This is a genomic window from Yersinia rohdei ATCC 43380, from assembly GCF_000173775.1.
GTDB classification, from domain to species: domain Bacteria; phylum Pseudomonadota; class Gammaproteobacteria; order Enterobacterales; family Enterobacteriaceae; genus Yersinia; species Yersinia rohdei.
On sequence record NZ_ACCD01000034.1, the window covers coordinates 1 to 25399 of the forward strand.

Below are 25399 nucleotides of genomic sequence, written 5' to 3' on the forward strand. Positions count from 1 at the left end.
TGCACTTTGAAATCTATGACGTGTAAATAATTATCATAGTAAACATATGATTATATGAAAATTTCTGGAGAAATGCATGGAACTCACCAAACAACAAATTGTCAGCTGGTTGCAACTCTGTGCTGAAGTTTTCAGCGAACAACGCGATTTCCTCACACAGTTGGATACTGACATTGGCGATGGCGACCACGGCCTGAATATGAATCGCGGTTTTAATAAAGTGGTCGAAAAACTCCCTTCATTTGCGGATAAAGACATTGGCTTTATCCTGAAAAACACCGGTATGACCTTGTTGTCGAGTGTTGGGGGAGCCAGCGGCCCTTTATTTGGGACATTCTTTATCCGTGCGGCGCAAAGCACCAATGCGAAACAAAGTCTGGACTTGGCAGCAGTATGTCAGATGTTTAAAGAAGGTGTCGAAGGGGTGGTGATGCGCGGCAAAGCAGAGCCGGGTGATAAAACCATGTGTGATGTTTGGTGGGCTGTAGTCGAACAACTGGAGCAGGCCAATCAGCGCGGAGTACCGCTGGTGGCCGCTTTGCAGCAAAGCGTCGAGCGCGCCCAGCAAGCACTGGCGGGCACTATCACGATGCAAGCCCGCAAAGGACGCGCCAGTTATCTTGGCGAGCGCAGTATTGGTCATCAGGATCCAGGGGCAACATCCGCCATGTTGATGATGCAAGCTCTATGGCAGGTAGCCAGCCGCTAATGTGGCGGAATCGAAAAGAGTAAATGGAGAGAAAGGATGGTAAATCTGGTTGTAGTTTCTCATAGTGCGCTGCTGGCTCAGGGTGTGGCCGAACTGGCACAGCAAATGACGCAAGGGGGCTGCCAGTTAGTGGTGGCCGCCGGTATAGACGACCCGGAGAATCCCATCGGCACGGATGCGATTAAAGTGATGGAAGCCATTGAATCGGTTTATTCCCCATCGGGTGTGCTGGTGTTGATGGATTTAGGCAGCGCGGTGCTTAGCGCAGAAACCGCTCTGGAGTTATTAGGCCCGGAAATAGCGCAAAATGTGCGGCTGAGTGCCGCCCCACTGGTCGAAGGGACTCTGGCCGCAGTGGTGGCCGCATCCGCTGGGGCATCACTGGCAGACGTTGATGCCGAAGCTATGGGTGCCATATTGGCGAAAGCCACTCAGTTAGGGGAAGGGATTTCAGCACCGGAGGCCGGTGGTGGCGCGGGTGTCACTGTTGCACCTGACGCGCAAAGTGTCAGTTGGGTGGTGCGCAATCCTAATGGGCTGCATGTTCGGCCCGCAGCCAAGTTGGTCGAAGTATTGGCTCCCTTTGCGGCCGATTTATTGTTGGAAAAAAAGGGGCAGTGCGTTAACCCACGTAGCTTGAATCAGCTCGCTATTTTGCAAGTCCGCAAGGGCGATACCATCCGCTTACTTGCCAGTGGCGCGCAAGCCGGTGAGGCGCTGGATGCTTTTATGCAACTGGCTCAGCAGCACTTTGGTGAGTCCGTCACAACCAGCAGTGATAGTGGCTTTACTGGCGTGATGGTTCCCCGTGGAGCTATTAGCGCCGCTGTATTTCAGTGGCACCCGGTCATGCCCGTTTTTTTACCGCAAACCATTAATGTCGAACAAGTTGGCGACCAACAGCAGCGCCTGCATCAAGCTCTGGCGCAAACCACGGCTGATTTAATGCACTTGGCACAACAGGCAGAACAACAAATTAGTATTGATGCGGCGGATATTTTCAATGCTCATGCCATGCTGATTGATGACGAAGAGTTACAGGCGGCGATGGATAACCGGATAGCACAGCAGTTGGTGTGCGCCGAGTCCGCCTTGCAGGATGAATTGATGGCTATGGTGGCAGATTATCTGGCGCTGGATGATGATTACTTACGTGTTCGGGAGCTGGATATTCGCGATATTCTGCATCGCACATTAGGCCATTTGACGGGATTTCCCCCAGAACCTTTTTCGCCAGCAGTCAGTCATGAAATTTTATTATTAGCCGAGGAATTACTGCCATCGCAAATGGTTGGGTTAAACCCCCAGCAAGTCAAAGGGATCTGTTTAAGCCAAGGGCATATTATGTCCCACAGTGCTATTTTGGCAAAAGAGATGGATATTCCCATGTTAGTGGGTGTCTTGGGCTGTATTGAGGCCAGTCATAATGGGCAACAAGCCGTATTAGATACCGCCATCGGGGAGCTTAAACTTCAGTAATCAGCATAATAAAAAAATAGCCGCGCGGAACTGAATGCGGCTATACGTCTGTATTGCTTGGTGATTTCTCATGTTACCGATGGGCGCTCCGGCCGCTGATGTGGCCAGCGTCCATTTGGTCTATTTATCACTCAAGTAACTCGGTTCGCCATTGGGTGTTATAACTTATGGTTATTTTCTGCCTGTCTGCCCAAAGACTGTTTTAGGGTTAAACCCGCAGTGACTCGCCGCCTTTAAATTGGTGGATATCCAACCGGTGCAGTTTCACTTTTCGCCATAAGGTGGTGCGACCAATTCCTAATAAAACGGCCATTTCATTTAATTGACCTTGGCATACCAGTGCGGCACGAATAATAGCCTGCCTTTCTAATTCTTGTAGTGATAGGACGGGCTGAGGTTGCGGCATGTCCGGTTCCAGTAGCAATTTTTCTCCCAATAAATGCTCGGGTAAATCATTGAGATTAATGCGATTATTCCGGCATGCCATTGCGGCGCGCTCTACCACACTTTTCAGCTCTTGATCATTACCCGGCCACGGGTATTGGCATAACTGGCGGATAACACTGTCATCCGGTTGATACTGGCAGTGGAAATGCTGCCCCAGACTGGCCAGAGTATATTGAACCAGCAGCGGAATATCCTGCTGGCGCTGGCGCAATGGGGGAATATGCAGCTCAAAAGATTGCAACGTATAGAATAACTGGCGGCGAAAGCGCCCTTGTTTCACCAGCAAGGGCAGGTCAGCGCCAGTGGCGGTAATGATCCTGACATCCACCGGAATAACCCGATTGGAATTCATGCGCATGACCATGTTGGTTTTGACGATTTGCAACAGCGCCGACTGCATTTCTGGTGACAAATATTCGACTTGTTCCAGATAGAGGGTGCCGCCATTAGCCAATTCAAACTTGCTGGGCTGGCCGGATTCCCCCTCGCTGGCATCACTGCCAAGAAATTCCCGCGCCATAAGATTTTGTGGCAATGCCTGACAATTCAATACGATATAAGGGCCATCGGCACGGCTGCTGGCATTATGAATTGCCTGCCCCAACTGTTGCTTTCCGACCCCTTCTTCGCCATGTAATAAAATAGGGTGCTGGCCTTTGGCCGCCTGTTTGCCATAGCGAATCAAGCGGCGCATTTCTAATGAGGCCACCGGCATGGCGTCAAAGGTATAACTGGCTCGCCCTAACTGGTTATTAACCATTTGCCGCAGTAATTCTTGTGGGTGCAGCAAAGCAATAAAACTGCAATGGTCGCCATCAGGAATAGGTTTTAGGGTTAATAGTGCCGGAATAAATTGCTGCTGATTTTCAAAGGTCACCTCCACATGGCTCAGAGGATGGCGGGACAAAATAGCATGCGTCAACAAGGCGGGGAGAGTCAGTAAATCTGTGATAGGTTTGCCGAGGCTGCGGGTTGCATCTAGCTGTAAAATAGCGGCGGCGCGCCGATTGAGGTACAGCAGACAACCGCGCTGATCCCATGCCATCACACCATCTTCCACGCCATCAAGCAGGGCATTGAGCTCATTGAGATGGCGGTTGTTTTCGGCCAATAGGGTGTCGGTATGCAGGTAATTGCCAATTTCTCGGGCAATGGCCAATGTCAGTGGCAAATCACTGGCGGCATTGTCATCCACTAAGCTGCCCAAAACAATGACCGCGCGCTGGCGGCCGCTGTTGTCGTAGACCGGAGTAGCGCAAAAGCGCCACGGATGCAGCGCCTGCTTGAAATGTTGCTGACCGCTGACTTGTATCGGGTGTCCTTCAGCGATGGCCAGGGCTGGGGCATTAGTCCCCATTAACCCCTCGGCCCAGTAGCTGCCACAGTCAATCCCCAACTCTCGCAGCTGGCTTAGGGCGTGTGGATGGCCGCATTGCCACAGGGTGCAGCCACTTTCATCCAGAATTAAGAGTACGCAATGGCGGGATTCCATATATTCATAAGCATCTTCCAATGCCGCCTGGCCTAACACCAGTAAGTCATTTTTTCGCTGACAAATAGATTGGAAAGTGGCCCCTACGGCGCGGTGTGGTAGCCGCCATTGCTGGGCTTGCATCAGCTTTTGGCAACGTTGCCAAGAGTCCGTCAGGGCGGGAGTTATGGCCGGCTCTGTCTCACTCATTGAGCGCCTTCGAGCCTGGGTGCCGCCAATGGATTTGGCCCGGCAGAATCAATTGATTTTGCGCCAGCGGTGTTTCGGCGATCAGTGCCGTGATCATCTCAAAACTATGACGTGCCAGCCCCTGGCAATCCTGCGCGATGGTGTCAATTTTCAGCGGCAAACAATCAAACAAATAGTGATCGTCAAAACTACAAAGATGAATTTCACTGTCCATTAATTGATGCTGATTAAGATAGCGCAGCACCCCCTCCAACAAGCCGCAGGCTGCGGTAAACACGGCTTTGGGCGGGCGGCCTAATTGCGCACACAGCTGGGCAATCATTTCGTAACCGGAGCTGGGCAGGTAATGGCCATTAAGGATCCACTCCGGGCGGCATTCGACGCCAGCTTGTTGCAATCCGTGCTGAAAACCGGCGAGCCTATCGCGGGTTGGAGAAATTCGTGGCTGGCCGCCGAGAAAGTAAAACTCATCAGGATGTTGGCGGGCAACCCTTTCGACCAATTGGGTGGTGGAGCCGATTGAATCTGTGATAACCAGCGGTAAATCAGACTCACCAATTAATCTGTCCATCTGCACCACCGGCAGGCGGGCATTGATTTTTTGATATTCACTGTCATTGAGCTGACTGGAGGCGACAATTAAACCATCAACCTGGCGCTGCACCAGGCTGTTTACTGCCATCATTTCCTGAGCCGGATTTTCATCCGTACAGGCGATAAGCAACTGCAATCCAGCTTCGCGGCATAGCATTTCCAGTTCACGGGAAATAAGTGCAAAGCCGTGGTTGGTCATCTCCGGCACTACCAGCCCGATGGTATGGCTGCGACTTGAGCGCAGAGAGCGGGCGTGGAAACTGGGCTGATAATTATGCTCATTGGCTAAAGCAATAATACGATCCCGAGTTTCATCTGAAACACGATATTCCTTGCTGCGCCCATTGAGCACCAGGCTGGTGGTCGACTTAGACACACCCGCCAACTTGGCTATATCATTGATGGTAATGCGTTTATTGTTTTTCACCGGTTATTGTTTTTCGCTGAGTGAATCTGTCGCCTTGAAAGATAACTCATTCTAACATGGGCGAAGACAACAGCCAGTGTTGCAGATGCAGTTCGGCACTTCCGCTGAATATTGCCCGTGGTAAATCTGGCGGGAAGTAGCTCGAGGTCATCACGGCTTCTCCCTGATTAATAAAGATTTCTATACTGCACCTGTCACAAAGCAGCTGTAATTGGTGCAATTGGCCGCGCCAGTAACGAAACTCCCGCAATCCGGTGCGCAGATTATTGCGGCTCAAAGTGATGCGCTCGCCATCCCATGCCAAATGCAGCGTGTGGCCCAATTCGAGGGAAAAAGGCGCATTCACGTCAATTATCATTTCGGCACTGTTTATAGGGAGATAGGGTGCCTCTTGAGCAGGGCCTTGCCACTGGCGATATTCGCGCCGCAGGGCAGTTAATTCACGAGCGGGTTGCTGAATCAGCTGGTTACCCTGCATGCTCAACTCGCGCGGGCAGGTCATGGTGTGGATCCAGCCATAGGCTACCGTCGGCTGATAAAATTCATCGTCATCCGGTATCCCCATCCAACCGAATAACAGGCGGCGACCATCGGCAGCCACTGTGGTTTGTGGCGCGTAGAATTCAAATCCCGCATCCAACTCGTGGAAATCCTGATGGCTGTAGCTGGCGTTGGCATAATCCAATTGGCCCAGTAAATAACCCGCCTGAAAGGTATTTCGATAACGTTCCGATTCCGCCGCAATACCTTGCGGGCAGAAAATCAACACATCCTGCTCGGCTAACCTGAATAAATCTGGGCATTCCCACATATAACCAAAAGGCCCAAGGCCCCCAAGATGGGAGCCCGCAATCTCACCAAGATTGTGCCATTCGCGTAAATTATCAGAGCGCAGCAGCAGAACTTTACCTTGCAGTTGCAGGTCTTGTGCGCCTAACACCATGTACCACTGGCCATGATGTTGCCAAACTTTTGGGTCACGGACGTGGCCGGTATAGCCGGTGGGCAAAGATAATACCGGCCCCAGTTTGTCAAATTCACCGCGTGGATTCTCTTGGGCCAAACATTGAAATGCTGTGCGAGAGCCATCGGGATATTTCACATTTCCGGTATAAATCAGGGTGATAAGGTCATCAGCAATGACGGCGGAACCGGAATAACAACCATGACTTTCGTATGCTTCGCTGGGAACCAATGCCACGGGTTGATGTTCCCAATGCACCAAATCTGTACTGCACCAGTGGCCCCAGAATTTACTGCCGTGGCGGCAATCCAATGGGTTCCATTGATAGAAAAGATGGTAATAGCCAGCATGATAAATAAACCCATTGGGATCATTCAGCAACCCAACACAAGGTGCCAGATGCCAACCCGGCCGGTGTGGGTCTTGCGATGCGCGGCACTGACCGCGCATCACTGCCAGTGTCAGATGTTTAAGTAAACTGGCTTCAAGCATTATTCGCTGTCCGTTTTGTATTTAAGTAACAAAGAAATAATAAATGCCGAACCAAAGGCAATCACCAAACCAATCAAGTAGTTAACAATTGAATTTCCTTGCACAATGGCAATGCCGGGAATGCCAGTTAAACCGACGGCGGTCATATTGACATGATTGGCAACCACCCATGCGCCACCTAAGGCTCCGCCCGCCAGTGCCGCCAAAAACGGCTTGATAAAGCGCAGGTTAATCCCAAAAATAGCGGCTTCGGTGATTCCCAGCATGGCGGAAAATGCCGAAGGAATAGCAATGGCTTTAATCTTGGCATCGCGGGTTTTGAAGTAGACCGCCAGACAAGCGCCGCCCTGCGCGATATTGGCCATTGACCAGATTGGTAGCAGGAAGTTAACACCAATATTCGGGTTACCCAGCAAACCGGCTTCGATAGCATGGAAACTATGGTGGATACCGGTTATCACTATCACAGAATAAAGCCCGCCAAAGAGCAATCCTGCCAGCCAACCGGCATGCGTAATCAGGGTGCTGAGCACCAGTGAGATACCATCACCTAGCACTCGTCCGGCAGGGCCGATAAACAGCAGCGCGACAAAACCAGTAATTATCACTGTCAGAAATGGCGTAAGGATCAAATCCAGCGCATCCGGAATAATTTTACGCAGCCGCTTTTCCAGCAAGCTCATAAACCACACGGCGAGCAAGACTGGGAATACCGTGCCTTGGTAGCCAATCATTGCGACCTCCATACCAAAGAAATTCATGGTATGGAACCCGCCCGCGACGCCCCAGGCATTAGTGAGTGCCGGGTGGGTCAGAATGCCACCCAGGGTTGCTCCCAGATAAGGGTTACCGCCAAACTCTTTCGCGGCAGTAAAGCCAATAAGGATGGGTAAAATGATAAAGGCGGCAGAGCTGAACATATCCAGCATGATAAACAGTGCGCTGTTAGCATCAGCCCAACCATAGGTTTTCACCATGCCGAGCAAGCCCATTAACAACCCAGAGGCCACAATTGCTGGAATGATAGGAACAAAAATATTGGATAACAGCCGAGCAATGCGCTGGAATGGATTCAATTTACGGGCTGCGGCATTGGCCGCTTCTGATTTACTGGATTCATTAACGCCAGCGACTTTAATAAATTCAGCATAAACTTTATTCACCAGCCCAGTGCCGAAAATAACCTGTAATTGCCCGGCATTACTGAAGCAGCCTTTAACGCCTTCCAGTTTTTCTATTGCGGACTTCTGCACCAGTGAGTCATCCGCCAGCACCAGCCGCAGACGGGTGGCACAATGTGCCGCACTGACAATATTATCTTTACCGCCAAGTAATGGGAGCAGAGCCTTTGCAGTCTCATTAATATTCATTATTTCCCTCGCATATCCATTCCTAGCCCTGTGTCAGCGTCCATCAATACCTACAGGCCGTCGTTATGGATTGTCGTCACATAGTTATCCGTAATATATTTCCCGCCGCCGTCGCCAATGCACTGACGGCGATGGGGGATTATCAGAACCAGGTTTCCATTTGGATACCAAAGTTCCATTGACCGCCGGCAACAAAGCCATTTTTACCGAAGGCATCATCCTTGGCGTAATTATCCAAGTCTTGGCTCCAATCCATATAGGTGGCGAAAACACGTATTTCTGGTCGGCTAAAGAAATTGCTGATATCACCGGGTTTAAAGGTCGGGGCGAAGGTTAACTTATAGAAACCGCCGCTGACGGGGTGATAATTTTTATAACCTCGCGGGTCTAAATTCATATATTGATAGCTGCCCTCATAAGCCAGTGCAAAGTTTTCGGTAATTTCTTGCAGCAGACGGGCATTAAATGTCACCCATTTATAGCTATCGCCAGTGACGTAGCGGTCTTTACTTTGTTGGGCCAAAATGGCCGGGGCCAGGCTCCAGTATTTGCTTAATGCGGTGGTGCCGTAAGTAGCCAAACGCCAGGTATCGGCACCACTGGTCAGATTGCCATCGGAGCCAATAGATTTCACCTCTGCGCCCAAACCGTGCCCATACAGTAATGCGGTTTTCGACGTGCCCGCGCGCAATCCATAGAAGCTGTCGCCGTGGTAAGCCAGCATGCCGTGGATACCTTTATCCGCAGCATGCGTATTTAGGGTGGCGCCGCTATTTTGGCGTGCGTCATTATCTTTAGCGCGTAAACCGCTCAACATCCACTGGAAGCTGCCGCCGTCGTTACTGGTTTTAATAAAGTTATTGGCGGTGAAAATATAGCTCTGAATATCACTGTTAATATTCTCGATTTCGCCATAATTACGGCCATATAACGAGAAGTTACTCTTCAGACTTTCATTCCATTTAATATCATAAATGCCGCCGCCAGTTCCGCCGAGAAATACCACGTCGGAATCCAGCCAATGAATATCGAAATTATCACGATCAAAACGTTTACCGGCCCACAGAGTACTGTCCTTGAAAATCCCCTCAAAGGTGGGCAAGGTGCCTAACTCAACAAAGGCCTGGCGCACATTGAGGTCACTGCTGTCGGCCGTCCAGTCGTTATAGCTGCGCTGACCATCGGCTAGCATGACTTTGTAGCGAGTGGTCGCGCCATTATCCAGCTGCTGTTTTTTCTCCAAACTTACTTCAACATAAGTATCTGTTTCATTGCCCAAGCGGCCAATAGCCCCACCGGTGCTGCCGGCAGGTGAAACATAGGGGCCACCTTGTGTGCTGGTACCGGAATCATTCATCAGTAAACCGGATCGGGCATAGCCGTGGAACTCAAAGCCATTATCACTCTGTGTTTTACTTTCTAATTTCTCAGTGCGTTTGGCGACCTGAACTGTTTTCTCTTCTGCCGCAAGTGTTCTGGTTTCTAGTTTTTGTGCTTGTTGTTCTGCAATTTCGGCGCGGACCTCTGCATTTTTTGCTCTTTTCTCGGCTTGTTGCAACCGCTGTTCTAAAGCATTAAGGCGAGCTTCGATATCTCTGTCTGAGGAAGAGGCCGCGAGGGCGGAGGGCGCAGCGCAAGAAAGAATAAATCCCATTGATACAGCAAGATAGCTTGGTTTTATCATCATTTTTATTATCACTCGGTATGTGATTGATTGTATTTATGCTAAACAGCTAAACCGGTTTTTCTTGGCTAACATAAGGGCTACCCTCTGGGATTAGCAAAACATTTTGCTAACCCGATTCAGCTATTGTGATCTGAACCGCAAATTGGGTGATATGACGAGAAATATAAGGCGATGAAAGCAATGGTCAGCTCGGAAAAACCCAGCGCAGAGGAATATTGTGGGCTGGGTGTTTAGCAAACCCTGGCAAAGAACAGGGAAACCGGATGCCCGCTCAGAGTGGCATCCGGAATTTTTTAAGATTGTTGCAGAAAATTCGCCAGTTGCTGGGCATTCGGCAAGGCGGTCATGGCTCCTTTGGCGCTGGTGGCCAAGGCCCCACAAGCTTGAGCTTGGTCAATAGCTGCGGTGAGATCCGCACCCTGATGCCAATCCGGCAAGAGAGCTAATGCCGCCAGTAGCCCAGCGACAAAAGCATCCCCGGCACCTGTGGTGTCTAGCGGGGTGATTTTCCGGCTCGGATATTTTTGCAGACCATGACGGTTATGCACCCACACACCTTCGCTACCCAGTGTCACTAGTAATAATTTGCAGGAATAATCAGCCATAAGCTGTTCCATAGCGGTGGCGATAGCTTGTTGTGGATAGATAAAATTCAGTTCTTCCAGAGAGAGCTTTACCACATCGGCCAACTGTAATGCTTGTTGCAAGCAGGGGAGTAGCTCCTGTGGTTGGCGCCAGATATCGGCACGAATATTGGGATCAAAACTGACCCAACCGCCATTGGCTCTCATGCGGCGCATTGCCTCAAATGCCGTGCTGCGGCTGGGTTCTTGACTCAACGCGATAGAGCACAGATGCAGCCATTGATTGGCTTTAAATTCCGGTAAATCAGATGGTTGAAGGAATAAATCGGCGCTGGGTGTCACCATGAATGTAAAAGTGCGCTCGCCATGTTCAGCTAAATCGACCACCACCGTCGAGGTGTGGTGCTCTGAGTCGAGCTTCATCGCGCGAGTATCCACATTTTCCTGTTGCAATACCTGCTGCATAAAACAGCCAAAACTGTCTTGCCCAACACGACCAATAAAGGCACTTTTGCCGCCGAGTCTGGCGATACCTACAGCAACATTGGCGGGCGCACCGCCTGGGCATTTAAGGTAACTATTTGATTTTTCAGGGACGAGATCAACAACTGCATCGCCTAAAACCCAAATGATGTTCTCCATGATAAACCTCTATTTTCTTCAGACCTATTTGCTGCTAAAATTAGAAGAATCGGTTTAGCAAAGCAACCAATTAATGCAGGATACGAGAAAACAGTTAATGAAGTGCAAGGAAAAACAGGAGGGCATGGCCACTAAAAATGATGCAACAGCGCATCCTCGCCATTGATGCCGGGGCTGGTGTTAAATAAGCCTCAGAAATGAGAGTCGTCTTTGGTACAGCTAATCCATATATGCCTCACCAAATGGCTTTGGGGGCTGTCAGCCGTCAGGAACGCGGGTTCGCTCATGGCCGTGCGTTGGTATCTGTGCTGTTATTCCCTTTGACAGGTGGTTTTTTATATAATTAATTCATAATAGAAATAAAAATTATTATGTTATGGTTTCATTATGTGGATATCATTCAAGTTATTAGCCAATTAGCTGGGTAAATCATTTGAAAGTCAAAAGAGGATGGGGTAAATAAAATGTCAGTTTAAAATGAGTCACTCTTTACTCTGAAAAGGAAGAGTAATTAACTTAAATAGATGTTTTTTACTTGCAGATAAAACTATGATTTATTCTTTATAGACAATAACAGCATTTAATCACAGAATTAAAATGAAATTTAATATCGTTGAGTTCAACCTTTCGCTGAAAAATAATAACTAAGCCTCGTGCTCCGTCATTTTATCTGAGGGTCGATTCTGCATTCGGCTGTTTTTCTTCGGCGAACGCGACCTTATTACGGCCATCTTTTTTAGCCCGATACAGTGCTTCATCGGCGGCTTTGAGAGACGAGGTGAGGTCATAGGATTGCAGGGGAGAAACCCCGGCACTTAATGTGACACTCGTAGACACTTTATGATTAAAAACATGCGGAATATCAAGGCTTAAAACTCTTTGCCTTACTCTTTCAGCTAGCTGAGTAGCATACTCTTCACTGACGTGTGTCAATAACACCAAAAACTCCTCACCACCATAGCGCACTACGATATCTCTGGAACGTACTGCATCACGAATTGCTACGGCAACCCGCACCAGTGCTTGATCTCCCATAGTATGGCCATAGTTATCGTTATAGGCTTTAAAATGGTCAATATCGAGCAGCAATACATAATGATTACCAGGCGACTGTGCTAACAGCGTTTCGAGCTTATTTTCAAATCCGCGGCGATTATACAAGCCAGTTAATGGGTCTATCATACTTAAATCACTGAACTTTTCCCTTTCGTTATAAAGATGAGCGACGAGTTTTCGGGTGAATTTATCACTGCGGCGCAACATTAAATGATGTAAGGAAAAGCCAATCAGCGGCAACATAATGGTGAAGACGATACGAAAAATATTTTGAAAGTCATCCAGGAAAATAACCGTTAATGCCGGGGGTATAGTATGTAAGCAAAAGGCGAGAAAGTTATCAGACAGGGCTATGGTGCTGATAAAGAAAATAGTAAATAGGCTGAGCAACAAGTAGTTATTTTCATTAGTGCCCAGAGACTCAAATTTAAGAATGATATGCCAGGCCCAGAGTAAACCGAGGACAATTGCAAATAAATTCAATTTATCGGCATAATTCTTCGAAATAAAAATCAAATAAGTAGCAGCGCCAAGACTGATAACGGTAATCATAGCAAGCGGCAATGTCATTGCTGGCATTTTAGGTGCTGGTAATATCATACTAAAAATAGCTGATGCCGCATTCAGGAATAGAAAAAGCAGTAAAGAGAGCCGATGCTTACTTTTCAGAAGCTGATCGTAGGTATGGCTATTCATATTCTATTCACTCTGCATAATGGCGCGCTATCTGTAGATAAATAAACAATATCCTCGTGAAGCCATTTAATTTAAGCATCACAATAAATAGTTTTTATGAGTAATTATTTCTTTTGAATCTTTTTAATGTTTCTTTAGGATTTTTCCTAGTCAAAATTACCATTTTTGTTACGCCCTGTCATCATGATGTCGATCAACTAATCAATTTACTGTTCTCAATTTAATATGTCGATGGTATCAATCAGGTTCTTCTGCCAGATGCGGTGTTTTCTAATGGCAACTTCAAGGTGCAGGCTGTTCGGTAGTAGTATATGATATTGGTTATCATTATCACTTGAGTGGGCCATTATCATGAATACAGTCAGATTAGCCGCTTACCGTTCATGGGGAATAAGTCGGTTACTGAGCCGTGCAATGTCCAGCGGTTGGGGAATATTGCTGCCTTTTGCTTTGCTGCCGGTACTGGAGTGGGCTGATGTCACGGTGGCGCAATTGCGAGTGCTTATTATTATCGCGATGCTGGCAACAATCAGTATGCTGTATCATACCCGGTTGCGGCATTTCCTGTTACTGCCATCTTGCCTGGCACTATTGGGCGGAATGGCTGCAATTTTGATGCACAATGGTATACATTGATAAGTAAAAATACGGTGATAAAAAGAGTTATCTTGCTGATACAAAAGGGGATTAAGAGTCAGGAAAAACGAAGATAAAAAGAAGGTAAATCTGAGGGGTGACGACCAGACTTTTGCTAATGCAGTATTTGAAATCATTGTGGTGCGAAGGGAGGGACTTGAACCCTCACGTCCGTAAGAACACTAACACCTGAAGCTAGCGCGTCTACCAATTCCGCCACCATCGCCCAAATGATTTCTTAACGCCTCTCTTAATGAGAGTAAAACCTAGGATTTATATCACCAGCTTGGTGCGAAGGGAGGGACTTGAACCCTCACGTCCGTAAGAACACTAACACCTGAAGCTAGCGCGTCTACCAATTCCGCCACCATCGCATGTGCCGTGCAATATAAATCTTCACTACAACTACCTGTTGTTCAAAAAAGCATGTTTGGTGCGAAGGGAGGGACTTGAACCCTCACGTCCGTAAGAACACTAACACCTGAAGCTAGCGCGTCTACCAATTCCGCCACCATCGCGTACCGGAACATGATTTTTTTGATGCAACCACGGGGGCGAATTCTAGAGATTTTCGCGTTCAGGTCAATACTTATTTCCCCTAAGCGGGACGTTTGCTGTAAAAAACACCATATGTTGATCAATTGATTTAATTATTGAAGTTTTTCTAATTTTTGGTTTTATGTTCAATATGAAAAGATTTAGGCGGAAAATCTGCAAAAAGCTCAATCAACCAGTCAATTAGCACTCTGACTCTCGGGGCTAAAAAGCGCCCAGGAGGGAACATAATAAACAGCGGCATTACCGGTGGAGGCGTATCAGCTAATACCTCAATCAGTTCGCCTTGCAATAATTGCTGGTGAATGCCGGGGGTCGGGGCCTGAATTAACCCTAAGCCCGCAACACCTGCCGCAATATAAGCATCTGCACCACTGACACTCAATATACCGGGCAATTCTCGGCTTTCGACTTTCCCCTGATACATAAACTCTAACGGATAATCACGGCCAGTTAACTGTGAGAAATACCCCACTGCTTGATGCTTGGCTAACTCGTCGAGTGAGGTCGGAGTGCCATATGTTGCGAGATAAGCTGGGGAGGCGCAGGTTATCTGTGGTTGCTGACCAATATTGCGCGCCACCAGTTGTTCGTCGTGAGGTAGCCAGGCCCGCAATACGCAATCCACTCCTTCGCGGAGCAAATCAATGGTGCCGTCATTCGCGCCGAGGATCAGCTTAATTCGGGGATAGCGCTGATAAAAGTCATTCAGTGCGGGGATAACCACATTGCGGGCCAGTGAATGCGGCATATCAATACGAACTTTCCCTTCCGGCTCCAACTGTTGGTGGCTGAACAGCGAGTTTGCTTCTTCAAATGCTGACAATAATTGCAGGCAGCGCTGGTAGTACATCGTGCCTTCGGCGGTGATATTCACTTGGCGAGTGGTGCGAACCAGTAACCGGACACCTAATTTCTGTTCTAGTCGTTTCAGTGTATGGCTGACTGTAGCGCGCGGTATTTGCATTTTTTCTGCGGCGCGGCTGAAGCTGCCGAGCTCAACAATGCGGACAAAAATCTGCATGGCTTGTATTTGGTCCATAATGATGTCCGCCTATTGTTGGTGTTTTTTGAACAATGCTGAGTTATCTGCATTATTTATCTTTCCCTGCTAAACAACCACACTTTCTTTCGACATCACTAATGGGGAATATCACAATGCAACAACGTCAATTAGGTTCGAATGGCCCGTGGGTTTCTGCTTTGGGTCTTGGCTGCATGGGGATGAGTGATTTCTACTCCACAAATCAAGATGCCAAGGAGTCCATTGCCACCTTGCATCGGGCGCTGGAGTTGGGGGTCAATCTGTTGGATACCGCGGATATGTATGGCCCATTTACCAATGAAGAGCTGGTGGGGCGTGCGATTAAGGGCAAACGTGATAACGTTTTTTTAGCCACTAAGTTTGGTATTGTGCGTGACCCAACCGACCCCACCGTCCGTGGTGTTAGCAGCCGTCCGGATTATATCCGTCAGTCAGTTGACGGCAGTCTTAAGCGGTTGGGGGTCGAGGTTATTGACCTTTATTATCAGCATCGTGGTGACCCGAGTGTCCCGGTTGAAGAGGTGATTGGGACATTAGCTGATTTGGTGACGGCGGGTAAGATTCGTTATATCGGGCTGAGTGAAGTTTCGGCGGCAACACTGGAAAAAGCCCATCAAGTTCATCCGATTACTGCGGTGCAGAGTGAATACTCACTGTGGACGCGAGATGCGGAAACATCTGTTTTGGCAACCTGCGAACGTTTGGGGGTGGGATTTGTGGCCTATAGCCCCTTGGGACGTGGTTTCCTGACGGGCGCGATACGCAATCCGTCCGATTTGGCAGCCGATGATTTTCGCCGTCATAACCCACGTTTTCAAGGAGATAACTTTACTCTGAATCTGGAGTTAGCTGATGCTGTAGCGAAAATGGCGCAAGCTAAAGGGGTTAAACCGTCACAATTAGCCTTGGCATGGGTGCTGGCGCAGAAAAGTTTTATTGTGCCAATCCCAGGCACCAAGCGGAGAACTTATTTGGAAGAGAATTTAGCCGCTTTGGATGTGAAACTCAGCCCGCAAGAGTTAGCAGAGCTTGATGCTGTATTCCCATTCCATGCCGCAGCGGGTGAGCGCTACGGCGCGGAAGGAATGGCACATCTTAACGCCTAAGTATTAGCGTTTTTTCTTAGCATCACGTGGCGGACGCCCAACAGTGGCCTGATACACCTTAAACCGGCCATTCTGCGCCAGCACTTCATGGCTGCCAAATGCGGCATCCAGTAGTGCTGGGTAGGGCAAGAAGGAGTTCGCCACAATCCGCAATTTACCACCAACATGCAGATGGGCAGTTGCGCCCCGGATCAGCATTTCAGCGGCGGTCAGGCTGGTTTGCATTCCATCATGGAATGGCGGATTTGAAATAATCATCTCAAAGCGGCCTTTAATGTCAGAATAGACATTGCTGGCAATCACCGGTGCCTCAATATTGTTAGCCGCTAATGTTGCCCGGCTGGCTTCAAGAGCTGCAGCACTGACATCACATAGTGTCCATTTGATTTTAGGCGATTGCTGCGCCAGAACCGACGCCAGCACACCAGCACCACAGCCGACATCCAGCACGCTGCCTTTAAATGGCTCGCTGAAAGTGGACAGCAACAAATGGCTGCCAGAATCTAGCGAATCGCGGCTGAAAACACCCGGTAAGGTTTTTACCGTCACATCGCCAATCTGATAACTTTCCCACCAAGCGTCGGCATCAAATTCTGGTTGTTTATCCAAACGCCCATGATAAAGGCCACAGCGGCGGGCGCTATCAATCTTGGTTAATTGAGCAAATTCGGACAGCATTTCTTCTGCGCTGCGGACACCGCTGCGGTTTTCGCCAACCACAAAAATATCAGTGCCGACAGGTAATAAAGACAACAAGTTAGCCAGTTGGAACTGGGCTTCTTGTTTGCTTTTGGGCCAGTAGTAAACCAGGGTGTCGCAAGTCGCGACGGTTTCTGGTGTTGCCAAAAGACCGAATTGAACATTCTCTTCCAGCGTGTTGCTCAGTAATTGCCAGTGGTGATATTGATTGGTGTGAACCCGTACCCCGGCTGCATCAAATTGCGCTGGCAGCGCATCTTGTAAATCACCGGCAAACAACACGTGGCGGGCTATAAATTCATCACTATGGCGCAGTATCACTTCACTGGCTGGGGTTAATGCTGACATCAGTCTTTGGCTCCTCAATAATATAATCGGGGATTATAGAGGTTTGTTGGCGCATGTTCGATGGGTTTGCTAGCATAGCGTCGAAATTCGGGTTGTTTTGACAGGAAAGGGCATGGCAACAAGACGAGACTTGCTGTTACAACAGCTTGGCATTACGCAGTGGACATTGCGCCGCCCGGCCGTCTTGCAGGGTGAAATTGCGATACATTTACCTGAAGATACCCGCCTGTTAATTGTGGCTGATCCGCTTCCTGATCATAATGACCCATTATTGTGTGATGTGCTGTACAGCTTAGGGCTTACCCCCAGCCAGGCTTATGCGCTGACGCCGTCACAGGTCGCGATGTTACCCGAAAAAACGCAGTGCAACAGTTGGCGATTGGGCATCAGTGAGCCGCTTACCGTCGCGGGTGCACAATTACACAGCCCGGCACTGGCCGGACTTTATCAAGACGCGAGCGCGAAGCGCGCACTTTGGCAGCAGATTTGTCATCATGAAGCAGATTTCTATCCTGACGCCAGCCGATCTGGCCGCAGCGTACCAAATTGAACAAGCCAGCCACGCCTTCCCGTGGACGGAGAAAACCTTAGCCAGCAATCAAGGTGAGCGCTACCTTAATTACAAGCTCAGTGTGGAAGAGCATATGGTCGGCTTTGCCATTACCCAAATTGTAGTGGATGAAGCAACCCTGTTTAACCTTGCAATTGACCCAAAGTATCAACGCCAGGGCTATGGCCGTTTACTGCTTGAGCATGTGATTGAGCAGTTGGCCGCGCGCAATATCTTTACCCTTTGGCTTGAAGTTAGGGCCTCAAATGCCCGCGCGATAGCTTTGTATGAGAGCTTGGGGTTTAACGAGGTTTCGGTGCGCCGCAACTATTACCCCAGCGCCAATGGGCGTGAAGATGCCATTATGATGGCATTGCCAATGGGCTAGTGCCGTTTTGCTAAGAATCTAACGCGAATAAATTGTTTATCCCGCATAAATCAGGGAAAATACTGCGCTAAACCACTTATACCCAAAGTTGTTGATAATACGGCAGCTTCAAGCCAAAAGGGTATAGCGCCATAATCAATGCCTTGCTTTGCCTGACCGACACATCATAACCAGATGTGAGGCCCAGAGCAGGGCGGCCTAAAAGTAGAAATTTCAAACTATGTCTCCAAGTGAATACGCACAGGAAGTCGCGAAAAGACGTACTTTCGCGATAATTTCCCACCCCGATGCTGGTAAAACCACCATTACTGAAAAAGTGTTGCTGTTCGGACACGCGATTCAGACGGCGGGTACAGTAAAAGGCCGTGGCTCCAGCCATCATGCCAAATCTGACTGGATGGAAATGGAAAAGCAACGCGGTATCTCCATCACGACATCTGTGATGCAGTTTCCGTATGGCGGCTGTCTGGTTAACTTGCTTGATACCCCAGGGCACGAAGACTTCTCCGAAGATACTTATCGTACTTTGACCGCAGTTGACTGCTGTTTAATGGTGATTGATGCCGCTAAAGGGGTAGAAGACCGCACCCGTAAGCTGATGGAAGTTACCCGCCTGCGTGATACCCCGATCCTGACTTTTATGAACAAATTGGACCGCGATATTCGTGATCCGATGGAAGTGCTGGATGAAGTAGAACGTGAGCTGAGAATTGCCTGCTCACCGATAACCTGGCCGATTGGTTGCGGTAAGTTGTTTAAAGGGGTTTACCACCTTTATAAAGACGAAACGTATCTGTATCAGACCGGTAAAGGCCACACCATCCAAGAAGTGCGCATTATTAAAGGGCTGAATAACCCGGATTTGGATATTGCCGTGGGTGAAGACCTGGCAAAACAATTCCGTCAGGAACTTGAGCTGGTTCAGGGGGCTTCACATGAATTTGACCACGAAGCTTTCTTGTCCGGTGATTTAACCCCGGTCTTCTTCGGTACCGCATTGGGTAACTTTGGTGTTGACCATATGCTGGATGGCTTGGTTGAGTGGGCGCCTGCGCCAATGCCACGGAAAACAGATACCCGCGAAGTTATTGCTTCGGAAGAGAAATTCACCGGTTTTGTCTTTAAAATTCAGGCAAATATGGATCCGAAACACCGTGACCGAGTGGCTTTCTTGCGCGTTGTTTCCGGCCGTTTTGAAAAAGGCATGAAACTGCGTCAGGTGCGCACCAAGAAAGATGTGGTGATTTCCGATGCCCTGACCTTTATGGCCGGTGACCGCTCTCATATTGAAGAAGCTTTTGCTGGCGACATTCTTGGCCTGCATAACCACGGTACTATTCAGATTGGTGATACCTTCACACAAGGTGAAGATATGAAGTTCACCGGGATCCCGAACTTTGCACCAGAATTGTTCCGTCGTATTCGCCTGCGTGACCCATTGAAGCAAAAGCAGTTGCTTAAAGGATTGGTTCAGTTGTCAGAAGAGGGCGCGGTGCAAGTCTTCCGCCCACTAACTAACAACGACCTGATTGTCGGCGCGGTCGGTGTTCTGCAGTTTGAAGTGGTTTCTTCAAGGCTGAAAAGTGAGTACAACGTGGAAGCGGTGTATGAATCAGTTAACGTCTCGACTGCCCGCTGGGTTGAGTGCGATGATGTGAAGAAATTCGAAGAATTTAAACGTAAAAATGAAGTTAACCTGGCATTAGATGGTGGTGATAATTTGAGTTATATCGCCCCAACCATGGTAAATCTTAATATTACGCAAGAACGTTATCCAGAAGTGCGTTTCCGTAAAACTCGCGAGCATTAATCACGCCGCAAGCCGCATTCTATCGGGGCATTCAATGCCCCGATTCATTAATTATCCTCACTAATATATCTCTAAGATAACTCCGACTTAGTAATGAAATTTCGGCTTTAGTCTTATTCTGACTGTCATTTTTCTCAGATGCTCTATCTTTATAGGTACCGGCAAGATTGACTCGCATTAATTTCAGTCCAGTCAATCTGCAATAATCGTAAAGTATTCATCAAATACCCACCGATATAAGGTGGCGTAAGAATCAGTAAATTGGAGTGTTATATCCAGTTTAGGGTTCAAAACAAAAAAGGAAGAAATCGATGACAAACACAAAATTTGCCCGTTCAATGATGGCCGTTGTTTTAGGTACTGCCCTGATGAGTGGCAGTGTATTAGCCGAAGACACCATGCTTAATAAAGCTGACAATGCAGTGGACAGTGCTGGTGCTAAGCTTGATAGCTCGATGAAGAAAGTTGATAACTACATGGGCGACAGCGCAGTAACCGCGAAAGTAAAAAGTGCGTTACTGGAAGAAAAATCGCTGAAAAGCACTGATATTTCAGTAGAAACTAGTCATGGCGTGGTCACACTTAGTGGCTTTGTCACTTCTCAGGCAGAAGTTGAAACCGCGGTTGAAATCGCTGGCAATATTGAAGGTGTGAAATCTGTCAGTGATAAGCTACATGTGAAAGATCAGAAAACACAGTCAGTTAGCGAATATGCCGGTGATGCGGCGACAACCAGCTCAATCAAAGCCAAATTACTGGCCGATGACATTGTTCCATCGCGCAAAGTGACCGTAGAAACCACCGACGGCGTGGTGCAGTTGTCAGGTAGTGTTGAGAATAAAGCGCAAGCCGAGCGGGCGGAAAGTATTGCTAAAGCGGTTGATGGCGTGAAAAGCGTTAAAAACGATCTCAGCATCAAGCCTTAATAAATATTTGGCTATTAGGTATTTCGTGGGTAGGAATATCCTCCGCGAAATACCTGCCATAAGCCAAGTTATCAAATAATCCATCCGATAAATCCAAATAAAGCGACTTCTGTCAAATACGCTACTGTTAAACAGACAGAGGTCATTAAAGAATGATTTTTGAAGCTGAGTTTACAAAGTCATTTTTCAAAGGGTAAGGAGAAGCTTATGTTTCGCTGGGGCATTATATTTCTGGTAATAGCATTAATCGCTGCGGCATTAGGTTTTGGTGGGCTAGCCGGAACGGCTGCTTGGGCCGCAAAAGTCGTTTTCGTCGTGGGTATTATTCTCTTCCTCATCAGTTTGTTTACAGGACGTAAGCGCCTTTAGTAAAGCGTGATGGTTACAGCAAAGGGAAGACGAGGTATCCTCGACTCCTGTGGTAACGGAATTAAGGATGGACGGTGGGATACAGAATACCTATCACGCTCGGTAATATTGAGCCACTCGCCTATAAACCATACCAACCCGGTAAAATGGCGTTGGTTTGCGAGGGGGGCGGGCAGCGGGGGATTTTTACAGCCGGAGTGCTGGATGAATTTCAACGCGCCCGCTTTAACCCTTTTGATTTGATGATTGGCACCTCCGCAGGTGCACAAAATCTTTCAGCTTTTATCTGTGGCCAACCCGGTTACGCCCGCCGTGTCATTACCCGTTACACCACCACTGCCAATTTTTTCAATCCGCTGCGCTTTGTTCGTGGTGGGCACTTAATTGATCTCGACTGGCTGGTGGATATCACTTCCCAACAGCTGCCCTTGGCAATGGAAAATGCTGAAAAACATCTCCAAGATGGCCGCGAGTTTCTTATGTGCGCCTGTCGCAGTGATGATTTTGAACCCACCTATATCTCTCCTACCCGAGAAAGCTGGTTATCGGCAATTAAGGCCTCCAGTGCTATTCCAGGATTATATCGGCAAGGCGTTGATTTAGATGGTATTAGTTATCAGGATGGCGGTATCAGTGATGCCATCCCGGTGGAGGAAGCCTACCGGCGTGGGGCAGATACCATTGTTGTCATCCGCACAGTTCCATCGCAGGCTTATTATACGCCGCAATGGATGAAGCGGATGGAACACTGGCTGAGTGAAAGTAGCTTGCAGCAATTGGTGCGAATCATGCAGCAGCATGAGCAAAGTTATTATCGTATTCAGCAGTTTATTGAGAACCCACCGGGCGACCTGCGGATTTTCGAGATTTTCCCACCTAAACCGCTGGCCAGTAATGCGCTGGGTAGCCGGATTGCGGCCCTTAATCGTGATTACCATTTAGGCCGTCGCTGTGGCCGTTATTTTCTGGCAACCGTCGGGCATTGGCTACTGCCACAAGAAAAACTGGAGCAGTCAGATATAAAGAGAGAGAAAACCGCTCTTACGGTTTCTCGCCGTCTTATCCAGCCGCAAGATATTAACCAACCAGATGATATGCAGGAGTTGATTGATATTGATGATTCTTCTTTTGCTATCAATCAATCGCCGGATATTATCAAGCCAGTTGATTCAGCCAACGCCACGGGTCACCCGTTGCCAGCTCAGATGACGATGGCGGACAGCGGGTTAATTATTCCCACCTCAGCACAAAGCACCAAAAAATCGCTATCCGCAGAGATTCAGGCGGCAGACAAAGTAGATAGAAGAGGAAATGTTCCTAATGGCTCGTAACGGCGTAAGCTATTGGCGCGGCCATAGGTGTCGTCGCCCCAATACACCAGGAACTGAATATGTTGATTTGTCATCAACGTTAGCGGCTGTTGGGCTTTCTGGGGCGGCGAAAACCACCGGTAATATGGCGTAATGGCCTCCGTCAGCGGGCAGATGCCGAATGCTATCGACCTCCCTTATTGCGTCGATAACCCCAATTTAACTGACTCACCCTATTTCATTGACACACATTGTCACTTTGATTTTCCGCCATTCAGCGGTGCCGAAGCTGCCAGTTTACTGAGTGCGGCGCAGGCCAATGTCCGGCAAATTATTGTGCCCGCAGTCAGCGCCGCTTATTTTTCGCGTGTTGTCGATTTGGCAGCAAACTATCCGCCACTGTTTGCCGCACTTGGCCTGCATCCACTTTATATAGCGCAGCATCAGGACTTTGATGTAGCTGTTTTGGCATCATGGTTGGCGAGTAAAACTGAAAAATTGGTGGCGGTCGGGGAGATTGGCCTGGATCTCTATATGGATGAACCGCAGTTACCCCGCCAATTAGCGCTCTTGCAGGCCCAACTCAAGCTCGCCCGGCAGCATGACCTCCCGGTTATTTTGCACTCGCGCCGTTCACACGATCAGCTTGCCGCCGTGTTGCGTAAAGCCGCATTACCTCGAACCGGCGTAGTACACGGTTTTGCCGGGAGTCTAGCGCAGGCACAGGCATTCATTCGCTTGGGTTATTATATTGGTGTGGGCGGAACAATTACTTATGAGCGGGCGCAGAAAACCCGAAATGTTATGGCGGTATTGCCCCTGTCGGCATTATTGCTAGAGACCGATGCGCCGGATATGCCTCTGGCCGGTTTTCAGGGCCAGGCTAACCGGCCAGAGCGGGCGGCAAAGGTGTTTGAAGTGCTATGTAAATTGCGCCCCGAAGCGCCACAAGAGATTGCCTCCCATCTTTTGCACAACAGCCAGCAGTTATTCCGCATCCCCCCGGTCGAAAAATCCACCTGGTAGATCCTGAATCAGCATTAGCAGCGGTAAGATCAATTAATCGTTAGCCTGATCTGTTTTTTTGCCGCTTTAATGTGACTCTCATCACATTAATTGTCTTACAGTTGCTTCCAGTTGTGTTTATTTGTGACAGAGGTTGTTTGATAGCTAAGTCATGCCAGTATAATCCCCTCCACATTATTTCAATGAAAACTAATGTATCCAAAGTAATTGGTATTGCTTGTAGGTAGCCCGCGAATGACAAATCGGTACTAACTGATTTGAACTGCATTTTCGCGAGTTGCAGTGCTAATTAATACGGATATTTACTCATTTTAACTAGGGATATCGACATGCTCATGAGTCTGGTCGGAATGGCAGTACTGATATTAATAGCCGTGCTTCTTTCAAGTAATTTTAGGGCGATTAATATCCGCACTGTAATTGGGGCATTTCTTCTTCAGGTTGGTGTTGGTGCACTGGTGTTATATGTGCCGATTGGCCGCCGCATCTTGGGGGGGATGTCCCAAGGGGTTGCGAACGTAATTGCTTATGGTAATGACGGTATTTCATTTATGTTTGGCGGTTTGGTTTCCGACAAAATGTTTGAAGTGTTTGGCGGTGGTGGTTTTGTATTCGCCCTGCGAGTATTGCCGGTAATTGTCTTTTTCTCTTCATTAATCGCCGTTTTATATTATATCGGCGTTATGCAGTTGGTTATTAAGGTGTTAGGCGGCGGGATGCAAAAACTGCTGGGGACATCGCGCACCGAGTCCCTTTCCGCCACGGCGAATATCTTTGTCGGGCAGACTGAAGCCCCATTGGTTGTACGCCCTTATATTGCCACTATGACACAATCTGAGCTGTTCGCTGTGATGTGTGGCGGTTTAGCCTCGGTTGCGGGTTCAGTCTTGGCCGGATATGCCCAGATGGGCGTTCCGTTAGAATACCTGATTGCGGCCTCCTTTATGGCGGCACCTGGTGGGCTGTTATTTGCTAAATTGATGGTGCCGGAAACCGATAAAACGCACGATACTGTCGATGCCACCACGCTAATTGCTGAAGATGATCGCCCGGCTAACATCATTGATGCTGCGGCATCCGGTGCTGCATCGGGTATGCAACTGGCACTGAATGTGGGGGCGATGTTATTGGCATTCATCGCCTTGATTGCATTGCTTAACGGCATTCTGGGTGGGATTGGTGGCTGGTTCGATTATCCACAACTCTCGATGGAGCTGATTCTGGGCTGGGTATTCTCACCTATTGCTTATCTGATAGGGGTTCCGTGGAGCGAAGCTATGGTGGCAGGCTCGTTCATCGGTCAGAAAATCATCGTGAACGAATTTGTGGCATTTATGAACTTCGGTCAGTATCTCCAAGCCGAAGAGTTAGTTAGAGGCGCAGGTTTGCAGGTGCTTTCTGACCACACTAAAGCCATTATTTCCTTTGCCCTTTGTGGTTTTGCCAACTTGTCTTCTGTCGCTATCTTATTAGGTGGGTTAGGCAGCATGGCACCAAATCGCCGCCATGATATTGCTCGTTTTGGCCTAAAAGCCGTTGCCGCAGGGACATTATCAAACTTGATGAGCGCCACTATCGCGGGTTTCTTCTTAGCGCTCTGATGAGGCGAGTTTGCTTGTCATTAATCAGGTGTATTTTTGCCCATAAGCTATTCTTGATGCGAATGGGCAATGATTGCTGATAAGGTATAAATCAGGTTATTTTGTGACTCTAATCACATATAATCTTACTGCGTTACAGGCTTATACTTGTTTGTGTGAAATTGAACACATATTGTAAGCCTGTAACCTGTTCAAATAGAGC

General features: G+C 48.4%; 22 protein-coding genes and 3 tRNA genes. 13 read left to right on the plus strand and 12 right to left on the minus strand.

Going from position 1 to position 25399, the window contains the following annotated elements:
- Positions 1–76 precede the first annotated feature (76 nt).
- Positions 77–709, plus strand: coding sequence for a dihydroxyacetone kinase subunit DhaL (gene dhaL / locus YROHD0001_RS02395; RefSeq protein WP_004716329.1), 633 nt, complete (start codon positions 77–79; stop codon positions 707–709).
- Between the two features lie 36 nt (positions 710–745).
- A complete protein-coding gene (gene dhaM / locus YROHD0001_RS02390; RefSeq protein WP_004716330.1) occupies positions 746–2188 on the plus strand; it encodes a dihydroxyacetone kinase phosphoryl donor subunit DhaM in 1443 nt (480 codons plus the stop codon).
- Between the two features lie 208 nt (positions 2189–2396).
- Here dhaM and dhaR read toward each other — a convergent pair whose 3' ends face one another.
- From dhaR to YROHD0001_RS02360, 7 genes are all read right to left on the minus strand, one after another.
- Positions 2397–4316: a dihydroxyacetone kinase operon transcriptional regulator DhaR gene (dhaR, locus tag YROHD0001_RS02385; RefSeq protein ID WP_032818035.1), complete on the minus strand. Its 1920-nt coding sequence runs from the start codon at positions 4314–4316 to the stop codon at positions 2397–2399.
- Positions 4309–5337 (minus strand): LacI family DNA-binding transcriptional regulator, encoded by a 1029-nt coding sequence (locus tag YROHD0001_RS02380; protein WP_004716332.1) that lies wholly within the window; start codon positions 5335–5337, stop codon positions 4309–4311. The genes dhaR and YROHD0001_RS02380 overlap by 8 nt, the downstream gene beginning before the upstream one ends.
- A gap of 46 nt (positions 5338–5383) precedes the next feature.
- Positions 5384–6793 (minus strand): sucrose-6-phosphate hydrolase, encoded by a 1410-nt coding sequence (locus YROHD0001_RS02375; protein WP_004716333.1) that lies wholly within the window; start codon positions 6791–6793, stop codon positions 5384–5386.
- Entirely contained in the window at positions 6793–8163 is a 1371-nt protein-coding gene (locus YROHD0001_RS0118620; protein ID WP_032818036.1) for a sucrose-specific PTS transporter subunit IIBC, read from the minus strand. Before YROHD0001_RS0118620 ends, YROHD0001_RS02375 begins: the two co-directional genes overlap by 1 nt.
- A 142-nt stretch (positions 8164–8305) precedes the next feature.
- Complete coding sequence (locus tag YROHD0001_RS02370; protein WP_081452080.1) at positions 8306–9850, minus strand: carbohydrate porin; 1545 nt, start codon at positions 9848–9850, stop codon at positions 8306–8308.
- A 293-nt stretch (positions 9851–10143) separates the two neighbouring features.
- The gene (locus YROHD0001_RS02365) at positions 10144–11076 is read right to left on the minus strand and encodes an aminoimidazole riboside kinase (protein ID WP_004716335.1); all 933 of its coding nucleotides are present in this window, start codon (positions 11074–11076) and stop codon (positions 10144–10146) included.
- Between the two features lie 666 nt (positions 11077–11742).
- Positions 11743–12828, minus strand: coding sequence for a GGDEF domain-containing protein (locus YROHD0001_RS02360; protein ID WP_004716337.1), 1086 nt, complete (start codon positions 12826–12828; stop codon positions 11743–11745).
- Positions 12829–13179: 351 nt separating this feature from the next.
- Here YROHD0001_RS02360 and YROHD0001_RS0118625 point away from each other — a divergent pair, with 351 nt between their 5' ends.
- Positions 13180–13464, plus strand: a complete 285-nt coding sequence (locus tag YROHD0001_RS0118625; protein WP_032818038.1) for a DUF1435 domain-containing protein — start codon at positions 13180–13182, stop codon at positions 13462–13464.
- A gap of 139 nt (positions 13465–13603) precedes the next feature.
- Here YROHD0001_RS0118625 and YROHD0001_RS0118630 read toward each other — a convergent pair.
- The 4 genes from YROHD0001_RS0118630 to YROHD0001_RS02355 all read right to left on the minus strand — a co-directional run bounded on the left by YROHD0001_RS0118630 (position 13604) and on the right by YROHD0001_RS02355 (position 15061).
- Positions 13604–13690 (minus strand) — tRNA-Leu (locus YROHD0001_RS0118630).
- A gap of 61 nt (positions 13691–13751) precedes the next feature.
- Positions 13752–13838 (minus strand) — tRNA-Leu (locus YROHD0001_RS0118635).
- A 57-nt stretch (positions 13839–13895) separates the two neighbouring features.
- Positions 13896–13982, minus strand: a tRNA-Leu gene (locus YROHD0001_RS0118640).
- Between the two features lie 146 nt (positions 13983–14128).
- The gene (locus YROHD0001_RS02355) at positions 14129–15061 is read right to left on the minus strand and encodes a LysR family transcriptional regulator (protein WP_004716339.1); all 933 of its coding nucleotides are present in this window, start codon (positions 15059–15061) and stop codon (positions 14129–14131) included.
- Between the two features lie 116 nt (positions 15062–15177).
- Here YROHD0001_RS02355 and YROHD0001_RS02350 point away from each other — a divergent pair, with 116 nt between their 5' ends.
- Positions 15178–16170, plus strand: a complete 993-nt coding sequence (locus YROHD0001_RS02350; protein WP_032818040.1) for an aldo/keto reductase — start codon at positions 15178–15180, stop codon at positions 16168–16170.
- 3 nt (positions 16171–16173) lie between these two features.
- Here the strand turns inward: YROHD0001_RS02350 and rsmC are convergent, their stop codons facing one another.
- Positions 16174–17217: a 16S rRNA (guanine(1207)-N(2))-methyltransferase RsmC gene (rsmC, locus tag YROHD0001_RS02345; RefSeq protein ID WP_004716341.1), complete on the minus strand. Its 1044-nt coding sequence runs from the start codon at positions 17215–17217 to the stop codon at positions 16174–16176.
- Positions 17218–17329: 112 nt separating this feature from the next.
- Here rsmC and YROHD0001_RS02340 point away from each other — a divergent pair, with 112 nt between their 5' ends.
- The 9 genes from YROHD0001_RS02340 to YROHD0001_RS02315 all read left to right on the plus strand — a co-directional run bounded on the left by YROHD0001_RS02340 (position 17330) and on the right by YROHD0001_RS02315 (position 25197).
- Positions 17330–17767 (plus strand): DNA polymerase III subunit psi, encoded by a 438-nt coding sequence (locus YROHD0001_RS02340; protein WP_004716342.1) that lies wholly within the window; start codon positions 17330–17332, stop codon positions 17765–17767.
- Positions 17712–18155 carry a ribosomal protein S18-alanine N-acetyltransferase gene (rimI, locus tag YROHD0001_RS0118645; RefSeq protein ID WP_032818043.1) on the plus strand — a complete coding sequence of 148 codons (444 nt, stop codon included), beginning with the start codon at positions 17712–17714 and terminating at the stop codon, positions 18153–18155. The genes YROHD0001_RS02340 and rimI overlap by 56 nt, the downstream gene beginning before the upstream one ends.
- A gap of 220 nt (positions 18156–18375) precedes the next feature.
- Entirely contained in the window at positions 18376–19965 is a 1590-nt protein-coding gene (gene prfC, locus YROHD0001_RS02335) for a peptide chain release factor 3 (RefSeq protein ID WP_004716344.1), read from the plus strand.
- Positions 19966–20276: 311 nt separating this feature from the next.
- A complete protein-coding gene (gene osmY, locus YROHD0001_RS02330) occupies positions 20277–20891 on the plus strand; it encodes a molecular chaperone OsmY (RefSeq protein ID WP_032818046.1) in 615 nt (204 codons plus the stop codon).
- Positions 20892–21098: 207 nt separating this feature from the next.
- Positions 21099–21260 (plus strand): DUF1328 domain-containing protein, encoded by a 162-nt coding sequence (locus tag YROHD0001_RS19805; RefSeq protein WP_004389381.1) that lies wholly within the window; start codon positions 21099–21101, stop codon positions 21258–21260.
- Positions 21261–21334: 74 nt separating this feature from the next.
- Positions 21335–22591 (plus strand): patatin-like phospholipase family protein, encoded by a 1257-nt coding sequence (locus YROHD0001_RS02325; RefSeq protein ID WP_004716346.1) that lies wholly within the window; start codon positions 21335–21337, stop codon positions 22589–22591.
- Positions 22581–22724, plus strand: coding sequence for a hypothetical protein (locus YROHD0001_RS20525; RefSeq protein WP_156171982.1), 144 nt, complete (start codon positions 22581–22583; stop codon positions 22722–22724). Before YROHD0001_RS02325 ends, YROHD0001_RS20525 begins: the two co-directional genes overlap by 11 nt.
- Before the next feature lie 20 nt (positions 22725–22744).
- Positions 22745–23596 carry a TatD family hydrolase gene (locus YROHD0001_RS02320; RefSeq protein WP_042542386.1) on the plus strand — a complete coding sequence of 284 codons (852 nt, stop codon included), beginning with the start codon at positions 22745–22747 and terminating at the stop codon, positions 23594–23596.
- 329 nt (positions 23597–23925) lie between these two features.
- Positions 23926–25197, plus strand: a complete 1272-nt coding sequence (locus YROHD0001_RS02315; RefSeq protein WP_072086959.1) for a NupC/NupG family nucleoside CNT transporter — start codon at positions 23926–23928, stop codon at positions 25195–25197.
- Positions 25198–25399: the final 202 nt, after the last annotated feature.